We start from the raw sequence: 12,054 nt of genomic DNA on the forward strand, positions 1-12,054 counted from the left end.
CAGCGTAGCCAGAAGCCTGGGCGCGATTAAGTCCGCGGGGAGTGATGTCGGGTTTCGAGCGAAGGTTCATTTGTGCCTGCCAATCCTACTTGGCTGCTCTGCGCGCATCTCGCTCGCGCCTCCATTTTTCGAGGTCTGTCTCGGGTTTGCTCCTCTTGGCGGCCAGCCTAGTGTCAATGGTGCGCTCAATCTCATCAAAATTGTCTTTTTGATATGCCGCATCAGACTTTATCCCAGCAATCGCATCTAGCTTGCCATCGATCGCGCGCTTATCCCACCTCCTCGACCCGGCGACGGGTTTGGGCATCGTTCCGTTAGCCACCCACAGAGAGAAAGCCGAGGGCTTAAGGCCGCAGTATGCGGCGGCTTCTTGGCGAGTGAGGAGGCGTTTTTCGGTATCTGGCATGAAACGGATCGTAGGATGTGAATCCGCCAGGTGTCCAATAGGAGGACTTATATTCACAGGGATTTTTACACGCAGCTCTTACTGGAGAAATCTGTCTATCGATTGCAGAACTGCAGAGAGGGCTGCGGCTAGCGCTGCCCAACTTGCCCACTTACCCTGGCGGCCGATATCGGACGTCAAGTGGTTGATGGTCTCGCGAATTGGAAAGGTTGCGGCTCGCAATCCGAGGGCAGCGGCCAAAAGGCTAACCGAGATTGCTGCGTATGGAACCAATGACAGCAGTTTCGCGCACATCACTTGCCCGCCAACTTTTCGCCACCCGGAGCGGGAGACGGCAAAGCCAAGGCCTCTGCTGGTCTCTCTGCCTCCTTGATTTTTTGCTGCTTTTTTGGCACCGCAAGCTTTAGCTTTTCCATTTCATCTCGAGCGACAAAATGGAACTGGAGAAAGTGCTCGAGGCTAGACATCATTATATCAAGCTGCTCTCCGCTCGGCTTCCACCCCCTATGAGCCGCCGCGCTTCCCGCGTCAGTTAAGATTTCAAGGTGAATTTTCTCCGTCTCCCCTATCCATCCACCTACTTGAAGCTGCTCCAGCTTTTTAGCGAAGGGTAGTGCGGATTGGATCCCCAACGATTCCGATGCTTTATCGAACGCCGTGCGGATACCGATGGCTGCCAGAACTGAGAGATTTTGGTCAAGCGCAGTATAGATATCTTCGAAAAGGTTCATCAGTTCGAGGTCTTTTTTTCCAATTGCGAAAGCCCAGTTAGGGGGAGCCTTGGAAATAGGGGCCGGCCAATGGTCAATTCTGTGACTATATTCGAAAACCTCCTCGCCCGTCATAGGATGGATGTATTGATCAAAATCTTCGGAAAAGACGTGATCCTTTTGATGATAGACTGCTTCGCAGCCGGCACACTGTAGGATGCGATGGTGGGTTACAGACCAAATGGGTTGATCGTCGGGCTCCCACCTTTCCTCGAACTCTGCGCGTGCGTCTGCCCATCGATTTTCACCGCATTTGGGACAATGCCCCTTTACTCGCTTGTTGTCTGACATGTGATCTTCCATCGATTTATCTGGGCTTATCGATCTTTCAGCCGAACGCCGGGTCCGTTGCCGTTTGCATCGATAAACATGACGCCAGCCTGCTCCAGAGCCGTTCGTACAGCCGAAACGTTATTGACCATTCCAGTGGCCGGTCCTTCGCTGGCCTCCATCCGCTTCAGCGTGGGAACTGAAATGTTGGCGCTGTCAGCTAAGCTTGATTGCGACAATCCAAGCAGAGCCCGAGCGGCTGCAATCTGGCGTCCAGTCAGAGTGAATTGATCCATAGGTATCAAAATTATCCAAAGGGGTTGACAATCGTATCTTGATGATCTAAATGTATCACACTGACCCGATTGAAGCAACGAGGAGCCTACCATGGCACAGACGCAGATTGCACCCGCTAGAATCCCAAGCGACTTTGTCATTCCCACCCGATGGGCTCCAACCAAGCCGAGAATCGATGTGGAAAGCGAACTTCTTATTCTGCAGCACCGCCTCGAAATCATGATTGACCTCGCAGAGATGGTTTTTGTGAATGTCGAAGCTCTGAACCTCCCCAAGGGCGTGAAGATCGGCCACTCGCTCATGGTCCACCAAGCCATGGAATGCAGCGACCAAGCTAAAAAGCTGGCATCCCTTCTTCCCTAGAACCACCACGAGGAGAACCACCAAAAATGGAAAGAAGACCCTTCGGCCGCGGCACCATCCGCGGCCATTTTTTTAGTTGCGTTACCGCGCGGAGTCTTTTGTTCATTTGGATTGGTCCACGAAATAAGGAGGAATGATGCTCGAGCTGAAAGAGAAACTGGTTCTAACCCGACCGGAGGCTGCCGCGCTTTGCCACATAAGCGCGGCCACGTTCGATTCTTGGGTCAGGAGGGGCGTCGTGCCCAAACCCATAGTCGGAACGCGTAGGTGGAGCAGAATAGCCATCGAGCGGGCGCTTTGCGGCGACCAAGCGCCCCCAATGGCAAGCAACGACAACCTATCGCCGTTTGAAGTCTGGAAGCGTCAAAATGCACACTAGGTTGAAAGGCATCAACAAAGCCACCGCCAAACTCGCTGACGGCACGCGCGTCACATACTATTATCACCGTGCTACCGCCACGCGCCTCAAAGGCGAGCCTGGATCACCTGAGTTTCTAGCTTCCATCGCAGCAGCAGAGGCTAAGGTCCAGACCCGTAACAAGGGAACGCTCTCCGGAGTCATCCGCGACTTTGAAAAGACAGGCAAATGGCGCAAGCTTGCCGACAGCACCCGCAAGGAATACACGCGCGTCCTGACGTTCTGGGATGGGAAATACGGTACCGTCCCGCACGTGGCTCTCGAGGATAAAAACTTCCGCAGGGATGTGCTCAAGTGGCACGACGATTTTTCAGAGGAGAAGCCGCGCGAGGCTGACAATCGCGTCACCATTCTGGCCCGCGTTCTGTCGTGGGCTGCGAAGGATGGCGACCTGAAAGTAAACGTGCTCGATAGCTTCGATCGCGCCTACGAGGGTGATCGGTCCGAAATGATTTGGTTACCTGAGCACGTAGATGCATTTATGGAAGCGGCGGACGAGGAGATGAAGCTCGCACTGGTTTTGGCTCTGCACACAGGCCAGCGTCAGGGTGACCTCTTAAAGCTTGCATGGGGTGCATATGACGGTGAGCGCATTAAGCTGCGTCAGGGCAAGACGAAGCGCTTCGTCAATGTGAAATGCACCAAGGCATTGCGGGAGACGCTGGACGGGCTTGCAAAGCGCTCCACGCTCATACTCACCACAAAGACGGGGCTGGCCTTCAAGAAGCGATACTTCGCCGCGAAGTGGGAGGAGACCTGCAAGGCGGCTGGCATCGAGGATCTGCATTTCCACGACATACGCGGTACTACCGTGACAATGTTGTTTCAAGCCGGCTGTAACCTGGGCGAGATTGTCGCCGTGACGGGGCACTCCTTGCGCCGAGCACAGGAGATTCTCGACAAGTATTTGGCGCGCACCAGCACAATGGCGGATAACGCAATCGCAAAGTTTGAGAACGTTCTGGAAATAGATTTTGCAAAACGCGATGCAAAACGAGATGGCTGAAAATCAGCTAAGTAATGGCGCGCCCGAAAGGATTCGAACCTCTGACCCCCAGATTCGTAGTCTGGTGCTCTATCCAGCTGAGCTACGGGCGCGTACCACTTATGCGCGTTCGTCTGCGCAGCGCGGTTCGTAATGGGTTGGGAAACGAATTGCAAGCTGCTTCGTAAAAAAACCGAAACTATTTTCGGCAGTGCGGTCGCGGCGCGGATTGTTCGGCGACTTAGCAAATTCGCTGCAGCATGCGGTGAAGCGCAGTACAAAAAAGCCCGGAGACAAGCGGCCGTTGCTCAATCAAAGGTCGAAGGCGAGGGGCTTGAGCGCCTACTGCTTGGAGAGCAACGCTCTAAAGATTGCGGCCGATCGAGAGATATTTATCGCGCCGATCCTGGCGCAGCGCGTCGCCGTCCATGTTGCCCATGGATTTGAGGGCGACATTGATGATGTTGCCGGTCGCTTCGATGGCGGCGTCCTTGCCGCGATGCGCACCGCCCATGGGCTCGGGGATGATGCCGTCGATGATCTTCAGTTCATAGAGATCCTGCGCCGTGATGCGCATCGATGTTGCGGCATCCTTGGCGCGCGTCGAATCGTGCCAGAGAATCGAGGCCGCCCCTTCCGGCGAAATGACCGAATAGATCGAATGTTCGAGCATATAGACGCGGTTCGCCGTGGCGATGGCGATGGCGCCGCCGGACCCGCCCTCACCGATGATGACGGAGACGACCGGCACCTTCAGGTTGAGGCAGGCCGCAGTGGAGCGGGCAATGGCTTCCGCCTGGCCGCGTTCCTCGGCGGCAATGCCCGGAAAGGCGCCGGCCGTATCGACGAGGGTCAGCACCGGCAATTGGAAGCGGTCGGCAAGTTCCATGATGCGCACGGCCTTGCGGTAACCTTCGGGCATGGCCATGCCGAAATTGTGCTTGAGGCGCGACTTGGTGTCGTTGCCCTTTTCCTGACCGATTACGGCGACTGCCTGGCCGTTGAAACGGGCAAGGCCGGCCTGCACTGCATCGTCGTCGGCAAAATTGCGGTCCCCGGCAAGGGGCGTGAAGTCGGTAAAGAGCTTGGAAATATAGTCCACGCAATGCGGACGGTCCGGATGGCGGGCGATCTGCGCCTTCTGCCAGGGCGTAAGCTTGCGGTAGAGATCGCGCAGGGCCTCGGCCGACCTTTTTTCCAGCCGTGCGATCTCGTCATTGGTATCGAGCGCGTCGCCTTCTTCGGCGAGCTTCTTCAGCTCGAGGATCTTGCCATCGAGATCGGCGACCGGTTTCTCAAAATCAAGGTAGTTGTACATGGACGAGATGTCTGCCTGCAAACGGTGAATTTTGCTCTAACTGGCTGTTGCCGAGGCGCATGTCAAGAAACATGGCCGAACGGCGCGCCGGCGGCGCAACTTATTAGGGGGAATTCAGGCGAAGGTGTGGTGCTACTTCGTCGCGGGCTTGCGCCTTGCAAGCTTCGGCGGCCTTGGCGGCGCGGCAGTCTTGCGCCGCCTCGGTTTCGGTTCTGCGTGTTGCCAACCGATCCAGCGACCTTCGCCAGCAAAATGGCGCGGGCCCAAAGCTGCGGTTTGCAACCCTTCACGCAACATGTCGAGGTCAAGGTCCGGCATCCGGTCGAGAAGGCCGGGAGGCAGGCGGTCAAGATCGAGCCAGGTGACATCGAAGTAGATGTGTTCCTTGCGCTCGCCGTCATCGACGGTAAAGAACCATTGGCTTTCCATATAGTCGCCAAACCACGGGTCGGGAAACATGGCAGGGGTAAAGGTAAAGCCGAAGGCGGTTACCTCGTTCCAGCTCCAGCTTTGCCGCCAGCCCATGGAGCGGGTGAGGTGGCTGGTGCGGGTGAAGCCCCGATCATGAAAATGCATCACTTCGCCGTCGGCCTCGGCGGGCGGCGGCTCCGGTCGGGTGATCATCTTCTTCAACAAGTGCCACATGGACAGACCTCTGGTTGAATGCTTTTTCGCCCTTCTCCCTAGTCTGCCAGAGGGTGATGCTCCGTGACAAGCCTGTGCAGGCGTTCTTCCATCACATGCGTGTAAATTTGGGTCGTCGCAATGTCGGAATGACCCAGCAATTGCTGGACAGCGCGCAAGTCGGCGCCATTCTGAAGGAGGTGGCTGGCGAAGGCGTGCCGCAGGACGTGCGGCGAGATCGCGGAGGTTTTTAGCCCGGCGCGGGCCGCCAGCCCTTTCAACTCGCGGGCAAAAACCTGCCGCGCCAGAAAGCCAGTTTCGGAAACAGCGGGAAAGAGCCAGGAATTGTCGGCAAGATTGGGCTGTGCATCACGGGCGGCGAGGTAGCGGTTCATCGCATCGCGCGCCTTTGTCGAAAGCGGTACCATCCGGTCTTTCGAGCCCTTGCCGCGCACCATCAAGAACCGGCTGTCCTGCCGGGCGACAGCCACCGGCAATCCGACAAGCTCGGAAACGCGCAGGCCCGTTGCATAGAGGATTTCGAGGAGAGTATGGAGACGCAGGGCCTGCATCGGCGATGCGCCGGAGGCTTGCGGATCGTTCGTCTCAAGCTCGGCGCGCCCAAGCAGTTTCTCGACATCCGCCTCGCTCATGATTTTAGGAAGCGCCCGCTCCTTCTTGGGGGCATCGAGCGTGCTCGTTGGATCATCGCCCCGGAGATTCTCGGTATACAGAAAGCGAAAGAACTGGCGGAGCGCCGAGAGCCGGCGGGCCTGCGAGGTCGCGGCGAAGCCACGGGCCGAAATATCGTCAAGATAAGCGCGAACCGTCGCATTGGCGGCATCCGTCAGCTGCTCGCCAGCCGCCGCGCTGAAGGCGGCTGCGTCTTCGAGATCGCGCCGATAGGATTCGAGTGTGTTCCGGGCGGCGCCGCGTTCGGCACTCATCATTTCGAGAAATGTTTCAATGGCGGCGGCAGCGCGCATGGCGTCACTTCTTCTGGTCGGGCTTCGGGTTGAGCTTCTCGCTTGGAATGCGAATGGTCATTTCGGTCTGCTTGGGATGCACGAAGGTCACGAGCGCGACCATGCCGGCATAGACGAGCCCGGCGAGGATCGCGAGGACAAGGATCAATCGTGTCAGGGTAGGCATTTTCGCTTCGTATGGTCAGATTTGAGGTTCCATAATCCTGCCGTCGAAACCTTATGATTTCATGAAACTGGCAAGAAGGGCAGGACCACTATAGTTTGCTTGACGAAAACAGAGTTTTCCTGTCGATACGCAATGATGAACACCACTGAAGACCAAGTAGAACATACGGACGTATCAGAGACTGCAAGGTCCATCCGCGAGCGCCTTGGGCACAAATCCATCGTGCTCATCGGGCTGATGGGCGCCGGCAAGTCAACGGTCGGCAAAAAGCTTGCCGCATTGGTCGAACTGCCCTTCTTCGACGCCGATCACGAGATCGAAAAGGTCTCGACGATGACGATACCGGAACTCTTCGAAGCCTATGGCGAGGCCGAGTTCCGCGACCTCGAGCGGCGGGTAATTGCCCGCATGCTGGAGGACGGGCCCATCGTGCTTGCGACCGGAGGCGGCGCCTATATGAACGACCAGACGCGACGGGCTATCGCCTCGGAGGGCGTTTCGCTTTGGCTGAAGGCCGAGCTCGATGTGCTGATGCAGCGCGTAGCGCGCAAGCAGAACCGGCCGCTTCTCAAGAACGACAACCCGCGCGGCGTCATGGAGCGATTAATGACCGAGCGCTATCCGATCTATGCCCGGGCCGATCTGACGATCAATTCGCGCGAAGAAAAGAAAGAGATCATTGCGCTCGAGGCAATGCAGGCAATTGCCGAGCACCTTGGCGGCGTGGTGATGACCGGTGAGGAATCGAGTAAATGACGGAAGCATCCGCCGCAGCGACAACCATCGTTCCCGTCAAGCTCGGGGACCGCTCGTATGATATTGTCATCGGCTCGGGGCTTATCGAGCGCGCCGGTCGTGAGATCGCCGATCGGACCGATGCCATGCGCGTTGCCATCGTCAGCGACGAAACGGTGGCCGGCCTGCACCTTGAACGCCTGACGCACAGTCTCAACGCAGCGGGCGTTCACGTGACGCCCATCATCGTTGCACCCGGCGAAAAGTCCAAGGGCTTTGCCACGCTCGAAACCGTGACCAATGCTATTCTTTCGGCGCGACTTGAGCGCGGTGACATTGTCGTTGCCTTCGGCGGCGGCGTCATCGGTGATCTCGCCGGCTTTGCCGCGGGCATCGCCCGCCGCGGCATGGGATTCATCCAGATGCCGACCTCGCTTCTCGCGCAGGTCGATTCCTCTGTCGGCGGCAAGACCGGCATCAACACCATCCACGGCAAGAACCTCGTCGGCCTGTTCTACCAGCCGCAACTTGTCCTTGCCGATACGGATGTTCTCGACACGCTGTCGCCACGCGAGTTCCGCGCCGGTTATGCAGAAGTTGCCAAATATGGCCTGATCGACCGGCCCGATTTCTTCGCGTGGCTCGAAAAGAACTGGCGCGGCATTTTCGAAGGTGGTCCGGAGCGGACGGAGGCGATCGCCATCTCCTGCCGGTCCAAGGCGGACGTGGTGGCCCGCGACGAGCGGGAAACCGGTGACCGGGCCTTGCTCAATCTCGGCCATACGTTCGGGCACGCACTCGAAACGGCAACGCACTATGATTCTTCGAGGCTGGTGCACGGCGAGGCCGTAGCGATCGGCATGGTGCTCGCCCATCAGTTTTCTGCCAAGATGAACCTGGCGAGCCCCGACGACGCCGCGCGGGTTGAAACGCATTTGCGCATGGTCGGCCTTCCGACGTCAATCCACGAAATACCGGGTGATTTGCCGCCCGCCGAAAGGCTGATGGAATATATTGCCCAGGACAAGAAGGTTGCGCGTGGTGCGCTTACCTTCATTCTCACGCGGGGAATCGGCCAGTCTTTCATAGCCAAGGACGTGCCGGCATCCGCCGTATTGAGTTTTTTGCAGGAGAAGCAGCAAAGATGACCCTGGAAATCTGGATCTTTTGCGGAGTCATCTTCGGTCTGATCCTGATCTCCGGACTGTTTGCCGGGTCCGAAACGGCGCTTACGGCGGCATCGCGGGCGCGCATGCATCGCCTCGCGAACCGTGGCGACAGCCGGGCGAAGATCGTTGCCAATCTTATCGAAAAGCGCGACCGGCTGATCGGCGTCATGCTGATCGGCAACAACTTGATCAACATCCTCGCCTCGTCGCTGACGACAAGCATGCTGCTTGATCTCTTCGGGCAGGCCGGTGTCGCCTATGCGACCGCGATCATGACGGTGATGCTTGTCATCTTCGCCGAAGTCCTGCCGAAATCATGGGCCGTTGCGAGCCCGGATCGGCACGCGCTTGCGCTCGTGCGTTTCGCCCAGGGCACGGTTTTCGTGCTCGGCCCAATCTCTGACCTCGTCAACTGGATCGTGCGCAAGATGCTGGGCGCCTTCGGCATCAACCTTGCTGCGGGAACATCCATGTTGTCGGCGCAGGAAGAGCTGCGCGGCGCGGTAGAACTCCTGCACAAGGAAGGCTCGGTCGTCAAAGGCGACCGCGACCAGATCGGCGGGCTGCTCGATCTGCGCGAGCTCGAAGTCTATGACGTCATGATCCATCGCACGGACATGGATTCGGTCAATGCCGACGATCCGGTCGAAACGGTGATCGGCGAGATTCTGGCGAGCCATCACACGCGTATCCCGGTCTGGAAGGGGGCGAGCGACAACATAGTTGGTGTCGTCCACGCCAAGGACCTCGTGCGGGCCATTCGTGACGCGGACCGCGACTTTGCGAAGATCAACATCATGAAGGTCGCGACCAAGCCGTGGTTCGTGCCCGATACGACCACGTTGCAGGACCAGCTCAATGCGTTCTTGCGGCGCAAGGCGCATATCGCGATCGTCGTCGATGAGTATGGCGATGTTCAGGGATTGATCACGCTTGAGGACATCCTTGAGGAAATCGTCGGCGACATTGCCGATGAGCACGATATCGACGTGCAGGGCTGCCGGCCGCAGCCTGACGGTTCAGTGCTGGTCGACGGTTCGGTGCCGATTCGCGACCTCAACCGCGCGCTCGACTGGAACCTGCCCGATGCTGAAGCCACGACTATCGCGGGGCTCGTTATCCACGAAACGCAGAGCATCCCCAAGGAAAAGCAGGCCTTCACCTTCCACGGCAAGCGCTTCACCATTTTGCGGCGGGAAAAAAACCGCATCACGCGTCTGCGCATCCGTCCCCTGGAAGATGACAAGGCCGAATCCCGCTAGAATCACGACAATCCTGACTATTCCTTCAGCGCGACTGGCGCGATCCGGCTACATGGCGCGAGGTCTGTGCCCCGCAATCGGGCGCGATTGCCAGGCCCGAAAGGCGGTGAATGGAGTGTTGAACGCTATTTACGTGTAGGCTCGCCGGGTGCTGCCGGCTCGAGCGCCAGCGCATGAACGCTCCCGTTCAATTCCTCCTTGAGGACATCGTTGATCGCCCGGTGGCGCTCGACGCGCGACAGTCCCGTAAAGGCGTCCGCGACAATACGCACCCGAAAATGCGTTTCGCCCGACCCGTCAAATGTGCCATGATGATCGCCGTCTGAATGATGGTGACCGGCGTGGAGGTGGCTTTCATTAATGACTGCCAAAGAAACGGGATGAAAAGCCTCGTTCAGTTTGTTTTCGATTGCGGACTGAGTGGACATTTCGTTCTCCTGCGCCCATATGGTAGTTTCACTTGGCAAATCCGTACATGATCACAAATTTACCGCCATTTCAGGCGTTAGGTCGATCCATGGGCAAATGTCAATTCATGCTTAGCAAAGATAGATGACCTCGAATTCGAAATATTTTGACAGCATCCGCATCCGGCCGAAGAAGGCGGAAGAGGAAAAATCGCGCACTCCGGTGTGTCAGTGGGACGGCTGCGAAAAGCCGGGCCCGCATCGCGCCCCCGTGGGCCGCATGAAGGAGGGAGAATTCTTCCACTTCTGCATCGATCATGTGCGCGAGTATAACAAGGGCTACAATTATTTCTCCGGTCTCTCCGATGCCGAAGTCGCGCGCTATCAGAAGGAAGCCCTGACAGGCGACCGCCCGACCTGGACCATCGCTGGCCTGCCTGGAACGGGCGCCGGCGCAAGCGCCCAGGCTGCAAGCGCTGGCGGCGCGCGCACATCACCGGACTTTTCCAAGCTGCGCTCGGGCCGCGCGGCTTATCTCAATCGTTTTCGTGATCCCAACAGCGTTTTCAATGAGGCGCGGGTTCATGTGCGCAAGCCAAAACCATTGGAAGCGAAAGCGCTGGATACGCTGGGACTCGGCGCAAAAGCCAGTAGCGAAGACATCAAGTCGCGCTATAAAGAGCTGGTGAAGCGCCATCATCCCGATGCCAACGGCGGTGACCGGGCTTCCGAGGATCGTTTCCGTGACGTAATCCAGGCCTATCAATTGCTTAAGCAGGCTGGTTTCTGCTAGGACCGCTGTCGGCTTATTTTTCGAGACCTCGCCGGAGGTTTCAGGGTGTGACTATCGTTTTGCGTCTGCGCGTGCAGTCGCGCTGGAGGCATGATGAACAAGGTTGATCGCGATATTGCGAATTTGCCGGATACAACGGTTTCGGTTTCCAAGCTCTTCGGGTTTGATTCGGACATGATGGTCCCTGCCTATAAGGCGGGCGATGCCTATGTGCCGGAAATCGACAACGACTATCTCTTCGACAAGCAGACGACGCTCGCGATCCTCGCAGGCTTTGCCTATAACCGCCGCGTCATGGTTTCCGGCTATCACGGGACCGGCAAATCCACCCATATCGAGCAGGTCGCCGCCCGCCTGAACTGGCCTTGCGTCCGCGTCAACCTCGACAGCCATGTCAGCCGTATCGATCTCGTCGGCAAGGATGCGATCGTCGTCAAGGAAGGCATGCAGATTACGGAATTCCGCGACGGCATCCTGCCTTGGGCCTACCAGCACAATGTCGCGCTCGTTTTCGACGAATATGATGCGGGCCGGCCCGACGTGATGTTCGTGATCCAGCGTGTGCTGGAATCGTCCGGCCGCCTCACGCTGCTCGACCAGAGCCGGGTCATCCGCCCGCACCCTGCCTTCCGGTTGTTCGCGACTGCGAATACCGTCGGTCTCGGCGATACGACGGGCCTCTATCATGGCACGCAGCAGATCAACCAGGCGCAGATGGACCGCTGGTCAATCGTGACGACGCTCAACTATCTGCCCCACGATAACGAGGCTGCAATCGTCGCGGCCAAGGCCAAGCACTACCAGAACAAGGAAGGCAAGGAGATCATCTCGAAGATGGTCCGCGTCGCCGATATGACGCGCTCGGCCTTCATCAACGGCGATCTGTCGACGGTCATGAGCCCGCGAACGGTCATCACCTGGGCGGAAAACGCCGATATCTTCAAGGATGTCGGTTTCGCGTTCCGGCTTACCTTCCTTAACAAGTGCGATGAGCTTGAAAGGCCGATCGTTGCGGAGTTCTACCAGCGCGCCTTTGGCAAGGAACTGCCCGAATCAACGGCCAACGTCGTCATAAGCTGAGCGGC

At 58.0% G+C, this 12,054-nt stretch carries 15 protein-coding genes and 1 tRNA gene; 7 read left to right on the forward strand and 9 right to left on the reverse strand.

Annotation, left to right across the window (positions count from 1 at the left end; genetic code table 11):
• Positions 1-85: 85 nt before the first annotated feature.
• From BLR72_RS11150 to BLR72_RS22710, 3 genes are all read right to left on the reverse strand, one after another.
• Entirely contained in the window at positions 86-406 is a 321-nt protein-coding gene (locus BLR72_RS11150; protein WP_091948302.1) for a helix-turn-helix transcriptional regulator, read from the reverse strand.
• Between the two features lie 293 nt (positions 407-699).
• Positions 700-1,467, reverse strand: a complete 768-nt coding sequence (locus BLR72_RS11160; RefSeq protein ID WP_091948308.1) for a DUF4145 domain-containing protein — start codon at positions 1,465-1,467, stop codon at positions 700-702.
• A 26-nt stretch (positions 1,468-1,493) separates the two neighbouring features.
• The gene (locus BLR72_RS22710; protein ID WP_091948311.1) at positions 1,494-1,742 is read right to left on the reverse strand and encodes a helix-turn-helix domain-containing protein; all 249 of its coding nucleotides are present in this window, start codon (positions 1,740-1,742) and stop codon (positions 1,494-1,496) included.
• 91 nt (positions 1,743-1,833) lie between these two features.
• On the opposite strand from BLR72_RS22710, the gene BLR72_RS11170 reads away from it, so the two are divergent.
• Together BLR72_RS11170 and BLR72_RS11180 are read left to right on the forward strand one after the other, a co-directional pair.
• Complete coding sequence (locus BLR72_RS11170; protein WP_139202520.1) at positions 1,834-2,106, forward strand: hypothetical protein; 273 nt, start codon at positions 1,834-1,836, stop codon at positions 2,104-2,106.
• Positions 2,107-2,474: 368 nt separating this feature from the next.
• On the forward strand, positions 2,475-3,530 hold the full coding sequence (locus tag BLR72_RS11180) for a tyrosine-type recombinase/integrase (protein WP_091948320.1): 1,056 nt from the start codon (positions 2,475-2,477) through the stop codon (positions 3,528-3,530).
• Between the two features lie 15 nt (positions 3,531-3,545).
• On the opposite strand, the gene BLR72_RS11185 is transcribed toward BLR72_RS11180, so the two are convergent.
• The 5 genes from BLR72_RS11185 to BLR72_RS11205 all read right to left on the reverse strand — a co-directional run bounded on the left by BLR72_RS11185 (position 3,546) and on the right by BLR72_RS11205 (position 6,603).
• Positions 3,546-3,622, reverse strand: a tRNA-Arg gene (locus BLR72_RS11185).
• Between the two features lie 251 nt (positions 3,623-3,873).
• Positions 3,874-4,827, reverse strand: a complete 954-nt coding sequence (locus BLR72_RS11190; protein WP_027231318.1) for an acetyl-CoA carboxylase carboxyltransferase subunit alpha — start codon at positions 4,825-4,827, stop codon at positions 3,874-3,876.
• Between the two features lie 132 nt (positions 4,828-4,959).
• Positions 4,960-5,472, reverse strand: coding sequence for a hypothetical protein (locus BLR72_RS11195; RefSeq protein ID WP_175492334.1), 513 nt, complete (start codon positions 5,470-5,472; stop codon positions 4,960-4,962).
• Between the two features lie 38 nt (positions 5,473-5,510).
• Positions 5,511-6,437, reverse strand: a complete 927-nt coding sequence (xerD, locus tag BLR72_RS11200) for a site-specific tyrosine recombinase XerD (protein ID WP_091948323.1) — start codon at positions 6,435-6,437, stop codon at positions 5,511-5,513.
• 4 nt (positions 6,438-6,441) lie between these two features.
• The gene (locus tag BLR72_RS11205) at positions 6,442-6,603 is read right to left on the reverse strand and encodes a hypothetical protein (protein WP_051614764.1); all 162 of its coding nucleotides are present in this window, start codon (positions 6,601-6,603) and stop codon (positions 6,442-6,444) included.
• 132 nt (positions 6,604-6,735) lie between these two features.
• Between BLR72_RS11205 and BLR72_RS11210 the strand changes: the two genes are divergently transcribed.
• From BLR72_RS11210 to BLR72_RS11220, 3 genes are read left to right on the forward strand one after another with little or no spacing between them, the layout of a single operon-like run.
• Complete coding sequence (locus BLR72_RS11210; protein WP_175492335.1) at positions 6,736-7,359, forward strand: shikimate kinase; 624 nt, start codon at positions 6,736-6,738, stop codon at positions 7,357-7,359.
• Positions 7,356-8,486, forward strand: coding sequence for a 3-dehydroquinate synthase (aroB, locus tag BLR72_RS11215; RefSeq protein WP_091948326.1), 1,131 nt, complete (start codon positions 7,356-7,358; stop codon positions 8,484-8,486). The genes BLR72_RS11210 and aroB overlap by 4 nt, the downstream gene beginning before the upstream one ends.
• Positions 8,483-9,769 (forward strand): HlyC/CorC family transporter, encoded by a 1,287-nt coding sequence (locus tag BLR72_RS11220; protein ID WP_091921224.1) that lies wholly within the window; start codon positions 8,483-8,485, stop codon positions 9,767-9,769. Before aroB ends, BLR72_RS11220 begins: the two co-directional genes overlap by 4 nt.
• Before the next feature lie 125 nt (positions 9,770-9,894).
• Here BLR72_RS11220 and BLR72_RS11225 read toward each other — a convergent pair whose 3' ends face one another.
• Positions 9,895-10,197: a BolA family protein gene (locus tag BLR72_RS11225; RefSeq protein WP_027231322.1), complete on the reverse strand. Its 303-nt coding sequence runs from the start codon at positions 10,195-10,197 to the stop codon at positions 9,895-9,897.
• 124 nt (positions 10,198-10,321) lie between these two features.
• Between BLR72_RS11225 and BLR72_RS11230 the strand changes: the two genes are divergently transcribed.
• Together BLR72_RS11230 and cobS are read left to right on the forward strand one after the other, a co-directional pair.
• Positions 10,322-10,969 (forward strand): J domain-containing protein, encoded by a 648-nt coding sequence (locus BLR72_RS11230; protein WP_027231323.1) that lies wholly within the window; start codon positions 10,322-10,324, stop codon positions 10,967-10,969.
• Between the two features lie 93 nt (positions 10,970-11,062).
• Positions 11,063-12,049 (forward strand): cobaltochelatase subunit CobS, encoded by a 987-nt coding sequence (gene cobS / locus BLR72_RS11235; protein WP_027231324.1) that lies wholly within the window; start codon positions 11,063-11,065, stop codon positions 12,047-12,049.
• The last annotated feature ends 5 nt before the right edge of the window (positions 12,050-12,054 follow it).

It is taken from the genome of Phyllobacterium sp. YR620 (genome assembly GCF_900104165.1).
GTDB classification, from domain to species: Bacteria; Pseudomonadota; Alphaproteobacteria; order Rhizobiales; family Rhizobiaceae; genus Phyllobacterium; species Phyllobacterium pellucidum.